The sequence below is a fragment of the Stenotrophomonas genospecies 3 genome, assembly GCF_054473855.1.
Window position 1 is genome coordinate 235,297 of record NZ_JBTMUR010000007.1, and the last position, 19,505, is coordinate 254,801.

A 19,505-nucleotide genomic window follows, 5' to 3' on the forward strand; every position below is an offset into this window, starting at 1 on the left:
AGACCAAAGTCGCCGTGCGCCGTTCAGCCAGCGGCCGGAGGCCCCTTCACCGCCACCAGGCGGACCGGCCTCAGGTCACTCAGGGTCATCCGTTCCAGCGGCTGCGGCCGCTCGATCGCGTAGCCCTGCAGGCCCTGCACGCCGAGCCGGGTCAGTGCGCCAGCCACCTCGGCGGTTTCCACCCATTCGGCCACCACCTCCATCTGCAGTTCCCGCCCGAGCTCGCTGATCGCCCGCACCGTGGCGTGGCTGACCGGGTCGGTGTCCATGTCACGCACGAAGGTGCCGTCGATCTTCAGGATGTCCGCAGGCAGCTGGCGCAGATAGCCGAACGAGGACAGGCCGGAGCCGAAGTCATCCAGTGCCATCCGGCAGCCACGCGCTTTGACCGCATCGATGAAAGCGCGTGCCTGGCTGAGGTTGCTGATCGCCGCGGTCTCGGTGATCTCGAAACACAGTTTCGAGGCCAGCGCGCGGTTGCGCTCGAGCAGGTCGCAGACGAAGGCGAGGAATCCCGGCTCGGCGATCGACTGCGCCGAAACGTTGACGTTGCACAGGCCCAGCTGGCGCACGTGTGCCGGGCAGACCTGCAGGTGGCGGAACAGCAGCCCGAGCACGTGCCGGTCCAGCGCCACCGCCATGCCATAGCGCTCCACCGCCGGCATGAACTGACCGGGCAGATGCAGGCTGCCATCGGTACCACGCATGCGCACCAGCACCTCGTAATGCAGGTAGGACGGATCGCCCACGCGGGCGATGCGCTGCGCGTACAGCAGCATGCGATTCTCCGCCATGGCCAGGCTGACACCCTGCAGACGCTCGGCCTCCTGCCGCCGCTCCTCCAGCGCCATGCGGTTCTCGTTGAAGCAGTGCACACGGTTGCGACCGGCCTGCTTGGCCGCATAGCAGGCGCTGTCGGCGGCGCTCATCAACCAGTTCGCGTCCGGCGCCTCGGCACTGACCTCGACCACGCCGATGCTGCAGCTCAACTGCGGGCTGCCCTCGCTGATCGGGAACGTGGCCTGGCCCAGGTTGCGGATCACCCGCTGCAGTACCCGCTTGGCTTCATCCTGGCCGGCGTGGGCGAGAAACACCGCGAACTCATCGGCCCCCAGGCGGCCGACCCAGTCGCCATCACGCACCGCCGCCACCAGATAGTCGGCGAAACCGCGCAGCATCTGGTCGCCGGCGGCATGACCGAAGCTGTCGTTGACCAGCTTGAAGTGGTCCAGGTTGATGTAGCACAGCGCATGCGTACCACCGTCGGTCCGGACCTGCAGCAACGCGCGTTCCAGCAGGCGTTCGATCTCGCGGCGGTTGATCAGGCCGGTCAGCGGATCGTGGCTGGCGTGATGCTCGATCTCGCGCGCCAGTGCATGGTTCTGGCTGACATCCTCGATGATCGCGAACACCGACAATCCACCGCCCGAGCTGCGAACCGCGGTACCGCTCCAGCGTCCCCAGACGAGGCTGCCATCGCGCCGGCGGAAACGCAGCTCGCTCGGCCGCAGCTGCCGGTCCCAGTCGATGCGGCCGACACCATCGAGGACCAGTTCCCCCTCCATCAGCAGGTCACCCAGCAGCATCTGCAGCAGCACATCGCGCCGATAGTCGAGGATATCCGCCATCGCCTGGTTGGCCTCGACCACGCGGCCATCGGTGTCGAGCTTCAGCATGCCGACATTGGCCTGGTAGAACGCCGCGCGGAAGCGGCTCTCGTGCTCGGTCAGGTCCTTGCCTACACGACGCGCCAGCGCCACTGCCATCAGGCTGATCACCAGCACCGACAGGCCACCAACCATCAGCGTGGCGATCCGGACCATGGTGGCCATCCTCAGCAGCGCCTGCGAGAACGCCTGGGCCTGCACCTGCAGGCGGCGGTCGAGATCCCGCAGCTGCTGCAGGTAGCGATTGCGGTCGGCCACGGGCAGTTCACCTGCCGCATGCCTCCGTTGCAGCTCGGCGACCAGGGCCTGCACAGCCTCCAGATCACCATCGGTCTGCCGCCACAGTGCAGTGGCTTCGCGGAATGCTCCCAGGTCACGGGCGTAGCGGAACGAGAACACCAGGCGTGGAATATCGGCGCGCGCGTTGCCGCCCTGCAGGAAACCCTGCCGGGCCTTCTCCTCGTCCGGTACCGCCTGTTCCAGCGCCAGCCGGGCCTGCAGATCCCCCAACGGAATCCGCAGGGCCTGGCGCGCGTCATCCAGGTCCTGCGCATCGCCACGCGCCAGGTAGCGGCTCAGCGCAGCGGTCGCATCCTGCTGCCCTCGCGACCAGTAGCCCTGGCCGGCAATCCAGGCCGTCGAGGCCGCCTGCAGTTCCTGGATCAACGCGGACAGCGCGACCAACCCGATCGCCATGCCCGTCAACAACGCAAAGCGCAATCCCAGGCCACGGGTCATCGGCACCCGCCGGCTCTGCTGGTCCGTGCCACTTCTACCCATCCCGGATCCCCCCGAATGTGCTGCGGTGACAACCTCCCTTGGAACCGGCCCAGCCTATGACCGGCAATGTGTTTGCCATGCGAAAAGGGGACGGAGGGGATTAAGTCGTTTTCGGCATAAGCGCACTGCCGGGCATAAACGACTTAATCCCCTCCGTCCCCTTTTCCAGGCCCATAACGGACAACGCCAGCCCGGAGGCTGGCGTTGTTCAGGACCGCAGGTGCGGCTTAGAAGCTGCGCGGGCCGCGCGGCTTGAAGCCGTCACGACGCGGCGGGCGGCTGTCGCGGTCACCGCCGCGGTCGCCACCGTGGCCACCCGGACCGCCCGGGCCACCGCGACGCGGGCCACCCGGGCCGCCCGGACCACGCTTGTCGAAGCGCGGCTTGAACGGACGCGGGGCCGGGTTGGTGTCTTCACCCGGAGCCAGCGCACGCATCTGCAGCTGCTGGCCGGACACCCACACCTTCTGCAGGTGCGACAGCACGTCCGGCGGCATCTGTGCCGGCAGGTCCAGCAGCGAGAAGTCGTCGTGGATGTCGATGCGGCCGATGAAGCGGCTTTCCAGACCGGCTTCGTTGGCAATGGCGCCAACGATGTTGGCCGGCTTCACGCCGTGCTGGTGGCCGACCGAAATGCGGTAGGTCTCCATGCCCTGCTCCGGCGCACCACGCGGCGGAACCTCACGGCGCGGACGCTGCTCGAAGCCACCTTCGGCGTCGTCGCGGCGCGGGCCACGCTCGAAGCGCGGACCACGCTCGTTGCGGTCGAAGCGATCGCCACGTTCCGGACGGTCACCACGGTCGAAGCGTTCGCGCGGTGCGCGCTCTTCACGCGGGGCACGCACCGGCGGCTGCAGCAGGAACGGGGTGTCACCCTGCAGCATCTTGGCCAGCGCGGCAGCCACTTCGATGGCCGGCACGTTCTGCTCGTTCTCGAAACGCTCCAGCAGCTGGCGGTAGAAGTCCAGGCCACCGGCGCCGAGGGTTTCGCTGATGCGCGAGGTGAACTTGTTGATGCGGGTGTCGTTGACCGCTTCCACGCTCGGCAGCTGCATCTCTTCGATCGGCTGGCGGGTGGCGCGCTCGATCTGGCGCAGCATGCCCTTCTCGCGCGGGGTGGCGAACAGGATCGCCTCGCCGCTGCGGCCGGCACGACCGGTACGGCCGATGCGGTGCACGTAGCTTTCGGTATCGTACGGGATGTCGTAGTTCAGCACGTGGCTGATGCGCTCCACGTCCAGGCCGCGGGCAGCCACGTCGGTGGCGACCAGGATGTCCAGCTTACCTTCCTTCAGCATGGCGATGGTGCGCTCACGCTGGGCCTGCTGCATGTCACCGTTGATGGCGGCAGCGGCCAGGCCACGGGCCTGCAGCTTGCTGGCCAGTTCCTCGGTGCCGGCCTTGGTGCGCGCGAAGATGATCATCGCGTCGAACGGCTCGACTTCCAGGATGCGGGTCAGCGCGTCCAGCTTGTGCATGCCGCTCACCCACCAGTAACGCTGGCGGATGTTGGCCGAGGTGGTGGTCTTGGCCGCGATGGTCACTTCCACCGGGTCCTGCAGGTAGGTCTGCGCGATGCGGCGGATCTGCGGCGGCATGGTGGCCGAGAACAGGGCCACCTGGCGCTGCTCCGGCAGCTTCTTCAGCACGGCTTCGACGTCGTCGATGAAGCCCATGCGCAGCATTTCATCGGCTTCGTCCAGCACCAGCGTCTTCAGCTCTGACAGGTCCAGGGTGCTGCGGTCCAGGTGGTCGATCACGCGGCCGGGGGTACCGACCACGATGTGCACGCCGCGGCGCAGGGCCGACAGCTGCTGGCCGTACGGCTGGCCGCCGTACACCGGCAGCACGCGGAAGCCCGGGATCTTCGACGAATAGGACTGGAACGCCTCGGCAACCTGGATGGCCAGTTCGCGGGTCGGCGCCAGGATCAGGGCCTGCGGCTTGATCTGCTGCAGATCGATGTTGGACAGTACCGGCAGCGCGAACGCTGCGGTCTTGCCGGTGCCGGTCTGGGCCTGGCCCAGCACGTCGCGGCCTTCCAGCATCGCCGGGATGGTGGCGGCCTGGATCGGCGACGGGGTTTCGTAGCCGATGGCGGTGACCGCCTGCATCACGGGCTCGGACAGGCCGAGCTGCGCGAACTGCAGCGGCGCTTGGGAATCTTGGGACATGGGGAACTCCGAAGACACTGCCGTCTTCCTGGCAGTGCGATAAAAAAGGTGATGGTCCGCGCTTTGGGCGCCCTTCTTATCGCGTGCCCTGGCGCTGCTCGGTTGGAGGAGATTTCACTCGCTCAGAGCGGAATCATACCGCATTGATCCTGAACAAGGCGTACAGCTTGCCGTGCGCGTACCGTCATGCCCCAAGCTGGCGCACAATACGCGCCCTCTTCACCGGCCCGGCCGCTGGCTGCGCCCTTCCCCAGGAACCCCGCTCCATGCAGATTCTCGAATTCGACCTCGACGGTGACTACGTCGAACTCAAGCAGCTGCTCAAGCTGGCCGACCTGGTCACCAGCGGCGGCGAGGCCAAGATGGTCATCGGCGATGGCCAGGTGCGGGTCGACGGCGAAGTCGAACTGCGCAAGGCCTGCAAGATCCGCGCAGGCCAGGTGGTCGAGTTCGCCGACAGCCAGATCCGGGTGCTGGCCGCCGGCTGATCTGAACGGGCTGATCTGAACCGGTTCAGGCCACGCGCTGGGTCAGGTGCGAGGCGATCAGCTGCCTGAACGGTGCCACGCCCTGCGCCAGGCGCAGGCCGGCCGCCCGCAGCAGCCGCGCCGGGCGGCGATCGTCGGTGTACAGGCTGGCGATCGCATTGGTGGCCTCGTACAGCGGCCGCGACGCCAGCCGGTGACCACGCTGGTAGCTGGCCAGCATGCCGGCGGCAGCGATGTCGGCACCGCGGCGCTGCTGCGCGACGATGCCCTGCGCCAGCCGCTGCGCGCTGGCCAGGCCCAGATTGAAGCCATGTGCGGTGACCGGATGCATGCCCACCGCGGCATCGCCGATCAACGCCGAACGCTCGCCGACGAAACGGTGCGCGTACACACCCACCAGCGGATACGCCTGCGGCGTGGCCACTGGCTGCATGCGGCCAAGACGGTGTTCGAAGCAGGCACCGATGGCCTCACCGAAGGCCACCTCGTCCATCGCCAGCAGTTCTTCAATCTGCCGCGGTGGCAGCGTGATCACTGCTGATGCCTGGCCCTCGTTGAGTGGCAGCAGCGCCATCGTGCGGCCGTAGCCGAACCATTCCCAGGCAGTGTGGTGATGGTCGCGCTCGACCTGCATGCGGCACACCAGCATCGACTTGCCGAAGTCGCGCATCTGCGCGCCGATGCCGAGCATGCGGCGGGTTGCGGAGAAGCGGCTGTCAGCGGCGACCAGCAGGCGCGCATGAAGTTGGCTGCCGTCATCGAGTTTGACCACGTGGCCCTGCGCATCGGCCTGCACGCCCAGCACCTTGCGCCCGTCGAACAGCTCCAGGCCGTCCTGCCCCTGCACGGCATCCCATGCAGCGCGGCGGATCAGATGGTTGGGCACCAGCCAACCCAGCGGCTGACCGTCCACCTGGCTGCTGGCGAAGGTCAGCGCGAACGGCGAGCCGCCGTTCATCACCTTGGCATCGCGCAGTTCAGCGACTTCGGCCTGCGGCAGGCGCTGCCACAGCCCCAGCTGCTCCATGCTCTGCCGCGAGGCATGGGTCAGCGCGATCTCACGGCCATCGAAGGCGGCCTCGGCAAGGGCCTGGCGCGGTTGAACTTCGACCAGCCCGACCTGCAGGCCGCTACCGGCCAGCGCACGCGCGAAACACAGCCCCGCCGGTCCGGCGCCGACCACCACCACGTCCATCCTGCGCATGCGCGCCTCCTGCCGTTGATTCAGTCCGCGCCAGCATAGCGCCGCGCACCTGACCGGCCTTGATCTGGATCAGGCCGGGATCACAACAACGCGAACACCAGCGCCAGGATCGACAGCAGCGACACTGCCCAGACCAGGCTGCGCACGTAGGGCACGCCCGCGGCATACAGCGGCAGGTAGACCACGCGCGCCCAGAAGTAGGCCTGCGCCGCCAGCGCCGTGGTGTCGTTGCCGCGCCCGGCCACGACCACTGCGATGGCGGCGGCAGCGAAGAACGGGAACGTCTCCAGGAAGTTGGCCTGCGCACGCTGCAGGCGCCCGGCCAGCGGGCTGAGTGGCCCGGCTTCGCCATCACGCGCCGAGGCATTCCACTTCATCCCGCGCTCGCGGGTGACCACGGTGGAGGTAGCGAAGATGTAGACAAAGCCCAGCAGCACCGACCAGGCCAGCATCGTCAGTTCAGTTGCCATCGATCATCTCCTCAGGGTGCCGACGCACGCAGGCTGTAACCGGCCAGGCGCCACACCTGGTCCTCGTCGAAACGGAACGAGACGAGCTCGCGTACCGGCTGCGCGCTGTTGGCGAAACGGGTCGGGAAGCTGACGTTGATGTACAGCCCCTCCGGCACCGCGGCACCGGCGCTGTACTTGACCCGGGTGATGGTCGGCTGGCCACGCCCGGCCAGCGCGCCCAGGCGCGTGCGCTCGGCAGTCAACTGGCTGACGAAGGCGGCCTTCGGTACTGCACGGCGCGCGACGGCCGAAGCGCCATCCCACAACTCGCCTGCGCGGTTGGCATCGACCAGCTGCGCCGCCTTCACTGCGGCCGCGCCCATTTCCGCATCCTGCTTCTGCACCTGCGCCTGCTGCGCGGCAGTCAACGCCGGAGCGCCGGCCGTGGCCGGTTTCGCAGCCGCCGGCGATGCCGGTGCGGGGCGCGCGGGTGCCGGTGCAGGCGTGGCCGGCGCGGGTGCCTGCGCCAATGCGGTCAAGGGCAGCAGGGACAGCAGCAGGAGCACGCGCTTCATGGACACCGCCGGTTCTCGGGAAAGAACCGCAGTCTACGCCAGCGCGGTGAGCTGTTCGTCAGCGCGCGTGGGCGCTGCCTTCCACCGCTGCGGCATCGGCCTGCGCGGCAGGCGTGCCGGCGTCTGCTGGCGCCTGTTCGGCCACCGGCGGCGGCTCCGAAGGCGCAGGCGGCAGCGTTGCCACATCGATCTCCGACAGCGGGCTTTCTTCCGGGCACACCGCATCGGGGAAGCCGAAGCGCTGCTTCAACGCCTGGCCGCAGCTGTTGATCGATTCCATGTCGGCGCCTTCGTGCTTGCACTGCTGGTCGAAGGCGATCAGGAACGCATCCTTGCGCTGCACGAAGTCATCGCCGCAGGCGCGCATCTGCTTGATCCGTTCCAGATCGTCCTGCACCGCGTTGGTGCCATCCAGACCGTACTGGCGTAGTTCGTCCGGCGTCAGCAGGCGCAGGCTGCGGTTGGGCACCGTCATCATCAGATCGGCCACGCCCACCGCCACGCCGTTGCGCTGCAGGTAGTCCTTCACGTTGTCGTAGACCTCGTGCAGCTCGCGGTTGAGCTCGGCGCGCGAGGTGGCCTTGGAACTGATGCGCATCATGCGGTGGATGCCGACCTTGCCCGACAGCAGCCGGTTGTCACCGGCGGCCAGCACGAACACGCAGGCGCTGTGGCAGATCGAGCCCTCGCGCACCCAGATGGTCCAGCCCGATTCACCGATGCTGTCACCGGCGACGATCGCCGATTCCACCTGGCCGCCGCTGGAGTCCAGATCGAGGATGCGCTTGTGGATCTTCTGTTCATCGGCGACCACGGCAAGTCGCCACATCATTTCGGCGAAGCCCGGATTGATCTTGCCGGCGTAACGCACACGCATCAGGCCACGCTCGGCACACGGCGCCAGGGCCTGGGAAATCTGCTCGCGCTGCAGGCCCTCCAGCTCGACGCCATCGCCCGCATCACCGGCATACTCGGTGCTGCAGCTGACCCAGGCGCGGCCATTCTCCAACTGCGCCTGCGGCCAAGGCCGATCCGCCCGGCTGCGCGGCGGCGCCGGCGGTGGCGGTGCGTCAGCCGCATTGATCGACACCATGTTCTCGCCATCACTTGCCGGCGCCCGCGCCGCCTTGTCGGCAGCGGTCACATTGCCCGGATTCTCCAACTGACTGCAGCCCGCCAGGGCCAGGCACAACAGGGGCAACCAGCGGAATTTGGCGGACATCGGGCAACCGGGATTCATGGGAGCAAGAGCCACAGTCTACCCGCCCAGGCCGCGCATTCAGCGCGTGGCACTGAACCCCTTCTGACCCTTGGGAGAGTGTGTCGACCAAGGTCGACACCCACCAACAGCAAAAGCGTGCCGACCAACGGTCGGCACCCACCAACTGCAGCGACAAACTGTCAGAGGTGGGGCGGTGTGGGCTGACAGGACCGTTGGCGCCATGGATGGCGCCATCGAGCCCCCATGGACGGGTTTACGGCGTGTCCTGCCAGCCCACACCGCCCCGCCATCCCACGGACTGCCAGCTTTTGATTGAGACGTTGACGTTGACGTTGCGGGTGCAGGGCTGCAAGCCCTGCCAGAACCCCCTCCAACATCCATGTCCGAATCCGGCGAGTATCCCCGCCCGCACACGCCTAGACTGGCGCCATGGACACCGCCCTCGCCCTCGACACCGCCGCCTGCGACCGCGCCCGCCTGGCCCGCGACGCACGCTTCGACGGCGTGTTCTTCACCGCCGTGCGCAGCACCGGCATCTATTGCCGCCCCGTGTGCCCGGCACCGCCGCCGAAGCCGCGCAACATCGCTTACTACCCGACTGCGGCCGCTGCTGCGGCAGCCGGTTACCGCCCGTGCCTGCGCTGCCGCCCCGAGCTGGCACCGCAGGCGCAGCAGGCACTGGCCGGGCAGACCGTGCAGCGCGCACTGGCCCTGATCCATGGTGGCTTCCTGCAGGAACAGCCGGTAGCCGACCTCGCAGAGAAGATCGGACTCAGCGCGCGCCAGCTGCAGCGCCTGTTCGTCGAACATCTGGGCGCAACGCCAGGGCAGATCCACGCCACCCATCGGCTGCTGCTGGCCAAGCAGCTGCTGACCGAGACCACGCTGCCGGTGACCGACGTCGCGCTGGCCGCCGGCTACAACAGCCTGCGCCGTTTCAATACGGCCTTCCTGCAGGGCTGCGGCATGGCACCGACAGCACTGCGTCGCCAGCACCAGCCGCTGGCCGCCGATGACGGCTGCCTGGTACTGCGCCTGGCGTACCGCCCGCCGTTGGATTTCCCACGCATGCTGGCCTTCCTGCGCAAGCGCAGCCTGCCCGGCATCGAGCTGATCGGCGAAGACAGCTACCAGCGCGTGCTCGGCACGCCGGAGCGCCCCACCCTGCTGCGCGTCACCGCCGACCCGAAGCGCCCGGAACTGCGCCTGCAGCTGGGCGCGGTCGATCCGCGCCTGATTCCGGACATCGTGCGCCGCGTGCGTCGCGTGTTCGATCTGGATGCCGACCTGCAGCAGGTCCACGCCGCGCTCGGCGAAGAGCCGCTGCTGGCGCGCGGCATTGCCGAACGTCCCGGACTGCGCGTCCCGGGCGGCTGGGATGGCTTCGAAGTGGGCGTGCGCGCGGTGCTCGGCCAACAGGTCAGCGTCGCTGCGGCCACGACCTTCGCGCGGCGGCTGGTGGATGCCTATGGCGCGCACCTGCCGGGCATGCCATCGGAATTCGATCGCCAGTTCCCGGCCCCCGAGCTGCTGGCCGAAGCGCCGCTGGAATCAATCGGCCTGCCGCGCAGCCGCGCCGCCACCGTGCGTGCGCTTGCCGCCGCCTGTGCCAGTGGCGCGCTCGACTTCGGCCCGGGCCAGGCGCTGGAAGAGTTCGTTTCCCGCTGCGTGGCACTACCCGGCATCGGTCCGTGGACCGCGCAGTACATCGCCTTGCGCGGGCTCGGCCAGCCCGATGCCTTCCCGGCCGGTGACCTGGTACTGCAGCAGGTGCTCGGCCATGCGCAGGGCCAACGCCTGAGCGAACGCGCGACCGAAGCGCGCTCGCAACCGTGGCGCCCCTGGCGTGCCTATGCCGTGCTGCACCTGTGGCACCTGTCCGGCACTTTCGTTGGAGAACCGACATGACCTTGTTGTTCGACCGTTTCGACAGCCCGATCGGCGTGCTGACCATCGCCGGTGACGAGCGTGGCCTGTCCCACGTGCTGTTCCCGGAAAACCGCCACCCGGCACGCGGCCGCGACGACTGGCACTACGCGCCGGATGCGCTGCCGGAAGCGCGCGAGCAGCTGCTGCAGTTCCTGCACGGTGAACGCAGCAGCTTTGACCTGGAGCTTGCGCCACGCGGCACGCCGTTCCAGCTGCGCGTGTGGCAGGCGCTGGCGTTGATCCCGTTCGGCCAGACCTGGAGCTACCTGCAGCTGGCGCAGCACCTGGGCCAGCCCAGTGCGACCCGCGCCGTCGGCGCTGCCAATGGGCGCAATCCGCTGCCGATCATCCTGCCCTGCCATCGAGTGATCGGCAGCAACGGCGCGCTGACCGGCTTCGGTGGCGGCCTGGAAACCAAGGCCGCACTGCTGCGACTGGAACAACGCCAGGCCCCGCTGTTCGCCTGAGAGGGCTGGCCGGGCTGCGCCCGGCACCCGCAGAGGCTAGAGCAACAGCAACAGCGGGCTTCCTGCGCGGAGGCAGGGTGGGTCCGGTTGCAGGGGACGCTGCAAGTACGTCCCTGTAAGCTCGGTCGCGCCATCCATGGCGCTCACGCCCCTGCAACCGGACCCACCCCGCCTTCGACAGGTTCCTGCGATCTGTCGGGACGGCGCACTACGCGGCTGCTGGTAGGTGTCGACCTTGGTCGACACGGTAGATCCACGCCATGCGTGGATGGAAGCATCGGGAACATGTCTGGAGAAAAGCCCCCTTCTTGTTGAAGGGGGCGCGCCGACAGGCGCGGGGATAAGGAAAAATGCGCGGACACGCTGCGCCCTTCGGCGCAGCGTGTCTTGGGCGCGTCATTGCACCGGCTTATCATGGGCGGATGACTTCCGTACGCCTGACCTGCGCGCTGGCGCTGCTGCTGCCATTGGCCGCCTGCACCACCGCGCCCGCCCCTTCCGCCTCCGCTCCCACCGCTGTCGCTGCGGCTGCGCCGCCGAAGCTGCTGCTGATCTCGATCGACGGACTGCGCGCCGATGCGCTGGACCGCGGCCTGACCCCGAACCTGCAGCGCCTGATCGACGGCGGCGTGCGTGCACGCTGGATGACCCCGTCCTATCCGTCGCTGACCTTCCCCAACCACTACACCATCGTCACCGGCCTGCGCCCGGACCACCACGGCATCGTCAACAACAGCATGGACGATGAAGCCCTAGGGCGGTTCGAGCTGAGCAACCGTGAGGCGGTCACCACCAGCGGCTGGTGGGGCGGCGAACCGATCTGGGTCGGCGCCGAGAACGCCGGGGTGCGTTCGGCCACCACCTCGTGGCCGGGCAGTGAATCGGAAATCCGCGGTGTGCGCCCAAGCCAATGGCGCGTGTACGACGGCAAGGAACCGCTGGAACAACGCGCGGGCACCGTGCTGGACTGGCTTGCACAGACCGATGCCGACGCCCCCCGCCTGACCACGCTGTACATGGAGCACGTGGACAAGGCCGGCCACAACTACGGCCCCGAATCGAAGCAGTACGCCGACGCCATCGTGCGCGCCGACCAGATCGTCGGCCAGGTGCTCGATGGACTGCAGCAGCGCGGCCTGGCCGCGACCACCAACGTGATCGTGGTCTCCGACCATGGCATGGCCAGCGTCCCGGTCGGCCAGGTGATCTCCACCGAATCAATGGCCGCCCCGGCCATCGCTCGCAACGTCAGCCAGGGCCAGTCGGTGGGTTTTGCGCCGTTGGCCGGTCACGAAGCCGCAGCCGAGCGCGCCCTGCTCGGTCGTCACGCGCACTACGAGTGCTGGAAGAAAGAGAACCTGCCGCCGCGCCTGCACTACGGCACCCACCCGCGCATTCCCGCCATTGTCTGCATGATGGATGAAGGCTGGGATGCCCTGCACCAGGAGAAGATCGCCAAGCGAGACCATCAGGATCGTGGCTCGCATGGCTACGACAATGCCCTGCCCTCCATGCGCGCGGTATTCGTGGCCAGCGGCCCGTCGTTCCGCCAGGGCCTGGTGATCGATGGCTTCGACAATGTCGACGTCTACCCGCTGCTGGCGCACCTGCTGCAGGTGCCGGCCGCACCGAACGACGGCAATCCGGAAACGCTGAAGAAAACCCTGCGCTGATCGTACGTCTTCCGCCGGGCATGGCCCGGCGAACGCAGCAAGCGGAACGACGAGCACAAAAAAACGCGGCGCCAGGCGCCGCGTTTTTCGTTGAACCGGTCCAGGCCGGATCAGGCCTTGGCGACGGCCTTCTTCGCCACAGCCTTCTTCGCCGGAGCCTTGGCCACGGTCTTCTTGGCAACCGGAGCAGCGGCGCCTACGGCGACCTTGCTCGCGGTGTGCGAACGGGCGTTGCCGTAGCTGGCGTTGTAGCGCTTGCCCTTGGCGGTCTTGCGGTCACCCTTACCCATGTCTTCAACTCCTCAAATGTGAAATCTGGTTACCCCGTACTGACACGGGTTCGGCGGGGCCGCCTTGCTGGGCGCCCCCGCGCACGATCGAAAATCCTATCACGGAGCGCCTAGTGCGCGCAGCTGGCGTCGTGCACGTGACCGTGGTTGAGGCGCAGGTTGACCAGATGGGCGACCCCCACCAGCAGGCCGCCGATGGTCATCACCACCGCGTGTGGCACCGCATTGTGGTGCAGCGGGTCGTACAGCACGCCGGCCCACAACGCGACCAGGCCGGGAATCAGGAAGCCCAGCGCACGCAGCGCACCGTGCCGGCGGTAGCCCCAGACCAGGCTGAACAATCCGAGCAGGGTCACGAACACCACCAGCGCCTGTTCCACCCCATCGCTCAGCCAGAACGACAGGCCCAGCGACGGCGCCGCGGCCAGCAGCACGGGGATCACCGCGCAGTGCACCGCGCACAGCATCGAACCAGTGGCGCCGAAACGGTCGAGCAGGTGGCGCAGGCGTGAGGACAGGGACATGACTTCCAGCAGGGTCGGCGAATCGTTATGGAATAATATAACATCCCTCCCCGACCCGCACGGTTTCCCTCCCCCTGTCCCGCTGACGGGATTCGTGCGCCCAGCGATTGATACAGTGTAACAAAGGACCCACCGATGCCCGCCCGTACCCCGCGGTTGAAGCCGCATTCCCTCGCCCTGGCCCTGACCGCCCTGCTTCCGACCGCTGCCTTCGCCGCCAGCGAAGACGATTCCCATCGTGACCGCCACCTGACTGAACTGTCGTCGGTGCAGGTCACCGCGTCGCCGCTGCAGGGCGATGCCGAATCGCTGGCGCGCCCGGTGGACGTGCTGGCCGGTGAGCGCCTGGACGAGCAGAAGGCCGGCACCCTCGGCGATACCGTGGCCAAACTGCCCGGCGTGCAGAGCACCTTCTTCGGCCCTGGCGTCGGCCGCCCGATCATCCGCGGCCAGGAAGGCCCTCGCGTGGCCGTGCTGTCCAATGGCATGGGCAACATGGATGCCTCCACCGTCAGTGCCGACCATGCCACCAGCATCGAGCCGTTCCTGGCCGACCAGATTGAAGTACTGAAGGGCCCGGCCACGCTGCTGTTCGGCAGCGGCGCCATCGGTGGCGCGGTCAATGTGGTCGATGGCCGCATCGCGCGCGAGCTGCCGGAGCGCCCGCTCAGCGGCCGTGCCGAACTGCGCGGCAACTCGGTGAACAACGAACGCAGCGGCATGTTCCGCCTCGATGGTGTCAGCGGCAATGTCGTGCTGCACGTGGATGGTCTGGTGCGCAATGGCGACGACTACCGCATTCCCGGCTACGCGGTGATCGACAGTCTTGAAGACCACCATGACCACGATCACGACCATGATCACGATGCAGCCGAGGGCGAGGAACCGCGCCGCGGCCGCCTGGACAACAGTTCGATCCGTACCCGCGCCGGCGGCGTCGGCGCAACGTGGCTGGGCGACGGCGGCTACTTCGGTCTGTCAGCCAGCACCTACCGCACCAACTACGGCATTCCCAATGGCGCGCACGTGCATGCCGATGGCGATGATCATGGCCATGACCACGGCCACGACCATGGCGATGAAGAGGAAGGCGGCGACGAGCATGACGTGCGCATCGACATGGTGCAGAACCGCTTCGAGACCAAGGCCGGCATCTACAACCCGGTCTCGTTCCTGAAGAACATCAATGCACGCGTGGCCTACACCGACTACGAACACGTGGAGCTGGAAGCCGGCACGCCGTCCACCCGCTTTACCAACCGTGGCATCGAGGCGCGCCTGGAAGCGGTGCAGCAGCAGATCGGCGGCTGGGACGGCGCGTTCGGCCTGCAGTTCGGCAACAGTGATTTCGGTGCCAAGGGCGAAGAGGCGTTCGTTCCGGATACCGGCACCAAGAACATCGGACTGTTCGTACTGCAGGAAAAGCAGTTCGGCCCGTTCAAGCTGGAACTGGGCGGCCGCCACGACCAGGTCAAGCTGGACCCGACCGGCGACTATCGCCGCCGCACCTTCGGCGCCACCAACCTGTCTGCGGCCGGCATCTGGAAGCTCAACGACACCGTCGACCTGCGCATCGGCGTGGACAGCTCCGAGCGTGCACCGACCAACGAAGAGCTGTATGCCGCCGGCGCACACATCGCCACCCGCTCGCTGGAAATCGGCGACGCCAACCTGAAGACCGAGCGCGGCCAGCGCGTGGAACTGGGTATCCACACCCACAGCGAACGCCTGGACTTCTCCGCGTCGGTCTACCAGACCAGGTTCAAGGACTTCATCTACCTGGCCGACACCGGCGTCACCGAGGGCCTGCCGGTCCGCGCTTGGACGCAGCAGGATGCGGTGTTCCGCGGTGCCGAAGCCGAAGCGCTGGTGCACCTGTTCGAAGGCGGCGCCGGTGATTGGGACCTGCGCGTGTTCGGCGACTACGTGAAGGCCAAGCTGGATGGCAACGGCAGCCGCAACCTCGACATCGCCGTGCCGCATGGCGACCACAACCACAACTACAGCGTGGAGCTGGCCAACACCGGCTACCTGCCGCGCATCGCCCCGGCCCGCGTCGGCGCCGACCTGCGCTGGTCGAAGGACGGCTGGCGCGCCTCGGTCGGTGCGGTCCGCTACAGCCGCCAGAAGGATGTCGCCCAGAACGAAGCGCCGAGCGACGGCTACACCCTGGTCGACGCGCATCTGGCCTACCGCTGGGATCGCAACGCGAGCAACAGCTACGAAGTGTTCCTGGATGGCAGCAACCTGACCAACCGCGAAGTGCGTCCGCATACCTCGCTGCTGCGTGATTACTCGCCGCTGCCGGGCCGTGGTGTCGCATTCGGCATCCGCGCGTTCTTCTGATCGCGTAGTGGAGTCGGATCCCATTCCAGAGGAATGGGTTCTGACCCCAGCCTTAGCCCACGCATGGCGTGGATCCAATGCAAGCAGATCCGATGGGGGCCTTCTGGCCCCCATCTCTTTGTGCAGCATCCATCACGCATTCGTCACAAAGATGTGCGTACCACAACAAGCGGACAATCCCGTCACTCAAAGTCTCGCCAATCGGACACTTTTGTCCGAAAATAACTCCATGACTGCCCAACGTGCCGATGCTGCTGCCCGCCGTGCCCTCATCCTCGACGCCGCCGATCATGTGTTCGGCCAACACGGTGTCACCGCCCCGCTGGACCTGGTGGTCGAACGCGCCCAGGTGGGCCGCGCCACCCTGTACCGCAACTTCCCCGACCGCACCGCGCTGATCCAGGCACTGCTGCAACGTACGGTCGACCGTATCCGGCGCCAGGTCGAGCAGCTCGGCGACCGCGACGATGCCCTGTTCGAGGTGTTCGAAGGCATGGCCCAGCGCATCATCGATTCGCCGGCACTGGCCGATTACTGGCGCGCGGTGGATTCGGACGTGCCAGCCATGCGCACCGCGCGCGAGACCGTGCGCGATCTGCTGGAAGCACCGATCGCCCGTGCCAAGGCCGCCGGACTGTGCCGTGCCGACCTGGAGAAGACGGACATTTCACTGATCTCGGGCATGCTGGGCGCAGCCCTGCGCGGCAAGACCCGCGACGAGCGCGCCCACCTGGCCGGGCGTGCCCTGCAGCTGCTGCGCGGGGGTCTCCAGCGAGCAACCAGCGAGGCCCGCTGATGGTCCAGCCGTATCTGAAGCCGGTTCCGGATTGGGAGGAGCACGAGAAGCCGACCATGCCCGGTTCGGCGTCGATGCCCTGGCACCCACCGTATCGACGCGTGGCCTATGCACTGGTGTCGCTGCTGGTGGCGATTACCGGCGGTCTTGGCAATGCACTGGTCACCGCCAACCTGCCCTTCCTGCAGGGCCAGCTGGCACTGACGCCGACCCAGGGCAGCTGGCTGGTGGCGGCCTATGCAATGGTCAACGTCACGGCCAACCTGCTGGCCTTCAAGTTCCGCCAGCAGTACGGCATCCGCCTGTTCGCCGAGATCGGCCTGGGCCTGTACGCAGCACTGGCGGTGCTGCACCTGTTCGTTGGCAGCTTCGAGACCACGATGCTGACCCGTGCCGCCAGCGGCTTCGCTGGCGCCGCCTGTTCGACACTGGGCACGCTGTACATGCTGCAGGCGCTGCCACGACGGTTCACCGGCAATCTGCTGGTGGTTGGCGTGGGCCTCTCGCAGCTGGCGGTGCCGATCGCCTGGATCGTCTCGCCGGGCCTGGTCGATACCGGCCAGTGGCACCAGCTCTACTCGTTTGAAGCCGGGCTGGCCCTGTGCGCGTTCGCGGCAGTGGTGGTGCTGAAGCTGCCGCCCGGCATCCAGGTGAAAGCCTTCGAGCCGCTGGACTTCCTCACCTTCGCCCTGCTCGCCCCCGCCGTTGCCCTGCTGGTGATCGTACTGGCGCAGGGCTACACCCGCTGGTGGCTCAACACACCATGGCTGGGCTGGGCGCTGGTCGCCTCGATCGTGCTCTCCACCACTGCCTTCATCATCGAACACTACCGGCGCAATCCGCTGCTGCAGATCCGCTGGCTGTCGAAGTTGCCGGTGCTGCACTTCATCGTCGGCGCGTTCCTGATCCGCTTCCTGACCACCGAACAGTCCTATGGCGTGGTCAACCTGATGCGCACGCTGGGCATGGGCCCGGACCAGATGCGCCCGCTGTTCGTAGTGATCCTCGCGGGCGTGGTCACCGGCATCGCCGGTGCCTCGCTGACCTTCGGCCCGAAGCGGCTGATCGCGCAGCTGCTGATGGCGATCCTGCTGCTCGGCGCTGCCGCCTTCTTCGATCAGCACCGCACCAGCATGGATCGACCGCACGATTTCTATGTCAGCCAGTTCCTGGCCTCGGTCGGTGCCGGCATGTTCATGGGCCCGTTGATCATGCTCGGCATTTCCGCGGCGCTGAAGCAGGGTGTGGACCACATGATCACCTTCCTGGTGACGCTGTCGATCACACAGACGCTGGGCGGCCTGGCCGGTTCGGCGGTGCTGGGTACCTTCCAGCTGCACCGCGAGCAGCTGTACTCCAGTGCATTGACCAGCCAGCTCGACCCGGCCGACCCGGTGGTGGCACAACGCCTGCGCCTCCAGCAGCAGCTGTACAGCGCACAGATCACCGACCCGGTGCTGCGCAGCGCGCAGGGCAGCGCGCAGCTGGCGCAGACCACGCGCCGCGAAGCCAACGTGCGTGGCTTCAATGATGTGTTCACGCTGAGCGGTTGGCTGGCGATCGGCTTCCTGGGCTGGTTGCTGCTGCTGTCGCTGCGCACCGCCGTGCTCAAGCAATGGCGCAAGCGCCACCCCACTTCCCCCGCTGCGGTCACGCCGGCCGCGCCCCGCTGAGTCCTCCTCCATGCCTCCCGTCCCGCCCCGCCCCGACGACATCGACGCCGACAACGTCACTCCACCGCCGCCGACCGATGCGGCGCCTGCGCCCACGCCCGCGACACCGGCTGCCGCGCCGAAGTACCTCAAGCCCAGCGCGCGCAGCGTGGTGGTGATGGTGGTGGTGGCCTTGCTGGGCATCGCGCTGATCCTGCGCGCCTGGCACCTGTGGCCGTTCACCAGCAGCGTGATGGTGACCGACAACGCCTATGTGCGCGGGCAGATCACGGTGATGGCGCCACAGGTGAACGGCTACGTGACCGAGGTGCTGGTGAAGGACTTCCAGCACGTGAGGGAGGGCGAGCCGCTGCTGCGCATCGATGACCGCATCTACACGCAGCGTGTCGCCCAGGCGCAGGCAACGCTGGACAGCGCACGTGCGGCACTGGCCAACTCGGACCAATCGCAGGCACAGAATCGTGCGCAGATCGCTTCGGCGCACGCCACGCTGTCGGCCGGCCAGGCCGAGCTGCAGCGTTCGCGCAATGAATTGAAACGCTACGAGGAACTGGCTGCGCAGCAACTGGTGTCGGTCAACGACCGCGACAAGTTCCGCACCACCCAGGCCTCGGCACAGGCCAGCGTGCAGCAGTCGCAGGCGCAGATCCGCATCGCCGAGGAAACGCTGGTCTCGACCCAGGTGGCGCGCAAGAGCCTGGAGGCCCAGGTGGAAAGCGCGCAGGCGCAGCTGGAGCTGGCGCGCATCGACCTGGCCAACACGGTGATCCACGCACCGCGCGACGGCCAGATCAGCGAAGCCAGCGTGCGCGTGGGCCAGTACGTCGCCGCCGGTTCGCAGCTGCTGTTCCTGGTACCTGACACGCTGTGGGTGGTGGCCAACTACAAGGAAGGCCAGACCTGGGGCATGGCGATCGGCCAGCCGGCCACGTTCTCGGTGGACGCGTTCCAGGGCCAGGTGCTGCGCGGCCGCGTGCAGGAGATCGCCCCAGCCACCGGGTCGGAATTCAGCGTGCTGCGCCCGGACAATGCCAGCGGCAACTTCACCAAGGTGGTGCAGCGGCTACCGGTGCGGATATCGATCAATGAAGGTCAGAAGCTGGCAGAGCAGCTGCGGCCCGGCATGTCAGTGATCGTGCGGGTGGATACGCGGTCCAAGCCGATGGACTAGGGTGCAGGCTGCTGACTGCCTTCACCCCATTGATCCGCTACCGTTGCGGATCTGTATCAGGATCGCTGGAAGAC

16 protein-coding genes are annotated in these 19,505 nt (G+C 67.5%); 8 read left to right on the forward strand and 8 right to left on the reverse strand.

The window, feature by feature from the left end; translation table 11 throughout:
* Nucleotides 1-23: 23 nt before the first annotated feature.
* Nucleotides 24-2,447, reverse strand: a complete 2,424-nt coding sequence (locus tag ACX9OT_RS11710) for a putative bifunctional diguanylate cyclase/phosphodiesterase (RefSeq protein WP_049424576.1) — start codon at nucleotides 2,445-2,447, stop codon at nucleotides 24-26.
* 227 nt (nucleotides 2,448-2,674) lie between these two features.
* Complete coding sequence (locus ACX9OT_RS11715) at nucleotides 2,675-4,621, reverse strand: DEAD/DEAH box helicase (protein ID WP_032128355.1); 1,947 nt, start codon at nucleotides 4,619-4,621, stop codon at nucleotides 2,675-2,677.
* A gap of 266 nt (nucleotides 4,622-4,887) precedes the next feature.
* Here ACX9OT_RS11715 and ACX9OT_RS11720 point away from each other — a divergent pair, with 266 nt between their 5' ends.
* Nucleotides 4,888-5,109 carry an RNA-binding S4 domain-containing protein gene (locus tag ACX9OT_RS11720; RefSeq protein WP_010486399.1) on the forward strand — a complete coding sequence of 74 codons (222 nt, stop codon included), beginning with the start codon at nucleotides 4,888-4,890 and terminating at the stop codon, nucleotides 5,107-5,109.
* 25 nt (nucleotides 5,110-5,134) lie between these two features.
* Here ACX9OT_RS11720 and ubiM read toward each other — a convergent pair whose 3' ends face one another.
* The 4 genes from ubiM to ACX9OT_RS11740 all read right to left on the reverse strand — a co-directional run bounded on the left by ubiM (nucleotide 5,135) and on the right by ACX9OT_RS11740 (nucleotide 8,562).
* The gene (ubiM, locus tag ACX9OT_RS11725) at nucleotides 5,135-6,313 is read right to left on the reverse strand and encodes a 5-demethoxyubiquinol-8 5-hydroxylase UbiM (RefSeq protein WP_121503863.1); all 1,179 of its coding nucleotides are present in this window, start codon (nucleotides 6,311-6,313) and stop codon (nucleotides 5,135-5,137) included.
* Nucleotides 6,314-6,393: 80 nt separating this feature from the next.
* Nucleotides 6,394-6,783 (reverse strand): MAPEG family protein, encoded by a 390-nt coding sequence (locus tag ACX9OT_RS11730; protein ID WP_071228465.1) that lies wholly within the window; start codon nucleotides 6,781-6,783, stop codon nucleotides 6,394-6,396.
* An 11-nt stretch (nucleotides 6,784-6,794) separates the two neighbouring features.
* Entirely contained in the window at nucleotides 6,795-7,340 is a 546-nt protein-coding gene (locus ACX9OT_RS11735) for a DUF4019 domain-containing protein (protein ID WP_032128358.1), read from the reverse strand.
* 58 nt (nucleotides 7,341-7,398) lie between these two features.
* Complete coding sequence (locus tag ACX9OT_RS11740; RefSeq protein WP_459002193.1) at nucleotides 7,399-8,562, reverse strand: COG3904 family protein; 1,164 nt, start codon at nucleotides 8,560-8,562, stop codon at nucleotides 7,399-7,401.
* Between the two features lie 429 nt (nucleotides 8,563-8,991).
* On the opposite strand from ACX9OT_RS11740, the gene ACX9OT_RS11745 reads away from it, so the two are divergent.
* From ACX9OT_RS11745 to ACX9OT_RS11755, 3 genes are all read left to right on the forward strand, one after another.
* Nucleotides 8,992-10,470 carry an AlkA N-terminal domain-containing protein gene (locus tag ACX9OT_RS11745; RefSeq protein ID WP_459002195.1) on the forward strand — a complete coding sequence of 493 codons (1,479 nt, stop codon included), beginning with the start codon at nucleotides 8,992-8,994 and terminating at the stop codon, nucleotides 10,468-10,470.
* Entirely contained in the window at nucleotides 10,467-10,958 is a 492-nt protein-coding gene (locus tag ACX9OT_RS11750) for a methylated-DNA--[protein]-cysteine S-methyltransferase (RefSeq protein ID WP_012510484.1), read from the forward strand. The genes ACX9OT_RS11745 and ACX9OT_RS11750 overlap by 4 nt, the downstream gene beginning before the upstream one ends.
* 422 nt (nucleotides 10,959-11,380) lie before the next feature.
* Nucleotides 11,381-12,631, forward strand: a complete 1,251-nt coding sequence (locus ACX9OT_RS11755; RefSeq protein WP_125895774.1) for an alkaline phosphatase family protein — start codon at nucleotides 11,381-11,383, stop codon at nucleotides 12,629-12,631.
* 110 nt (nucleotides 12,632-12,741) lie between these two features.
* Here the strand turns inward: ACX9OT_RS11755 and ACX9OT_RS11760 are convergent, their stop codons facing one another.
* Together ACX9OT_RS11760 and ACX9OT_RS11765 are read right to left on the reverse strand one after the other, a co-directional pair.
* Nucleotides 12,742-12,921: a 30S ribosomal protein THX gene (locus tag ACX9OT_RS11760; protein ID WP_004150462.1), complete on the reverse strand. Its 180-nt coding sequence runs from the start codon at nucleotides 12,919-12,921 to the stop codon at nucleotides 12,742-12,744.
* A 110-nt stretch (nucleotides 12,922-13,031) separates the two neighbouring features.
* Nucleotides 13,032-13,445, reverse strand: a complete 414-nt coding sequence (locus ACX9OT_RS11765) for a MerC domain-containing protein (protein WP_008264835.1) — start codon at nucleotides 13,443-13,445, stop codon at nucleotides 13,032-13,034.
* Nucleotides 13,446-13,580: 135 nt separating this feature from the next.
* Here ACX9OT_RS11765 and ACX9OT_RS11770 point away from each other — a divergent pair, with 135 nt between their 5' ends.
* From ACX9OT_RS11770 to ACX9OT_RS11785, 4 genes are all read left to right on the forward strand, one after another.
* Entirely contained in the window at nucleotides 13,581-15,791 is a 2,211-nt protein-coding gene (locus ACX9OT_RS11770; RefSeq protein ID WP_329810577.1) for a TonB-dependent receptor, read from the forward strand.
* A gap of 229 nt (nucleotides 15,792-16,020) precedes the next feature.
* Nucleotides 16,021-16,587 carry a TetR/AcrR family transcriptional regulator gene (locus tag ACX9OT_RS11775; RefSeq protein ID WP_459002199.1) on the forward strand — a complete coding sequence of 189 codons (567 nt, stop codon included), beginning with the start codon at nucleotides 16,021-16,023 and terminating at the stop codon, nucleotides 16,585-16,587.
* Nucleotides 16,587-18,260: an MFS transporter gene (locus ACX9OT_RS11780; RefSeq protein WP_164079473.1), complete on the forward strand. Its 1,674-nt coding sequence runs from the start codon at nucleotides 16,587-16,589 to the stop codon at nucleotides 18,258-18,260. The genes ACX9OT_RS11775 and ACX9OT_RS11780 overlap by 1 nt, the downstream gene beginning before the upstream one ends.
* A gap of 10 nt (nucleotides 18,261-18,270) precedes the next feature.
* Nucleotides 18,271-19,431 carry an HlyD family secretion protein gene (locus tag ACX9OT_RS11785; RefSeq protein ID WP_459002201.1) on the forward strand — a complete coding sequence of 387 codons (1,161 nt, stop codon included), beginning with the start codon at nucleotides 18,271-18,273 and terminating at the stop codon, nucleotides 19,429-19,431.
* The last annotated feature ends 74 nt before the right edge of the window (nucleotides 19,432-19,505 follow it).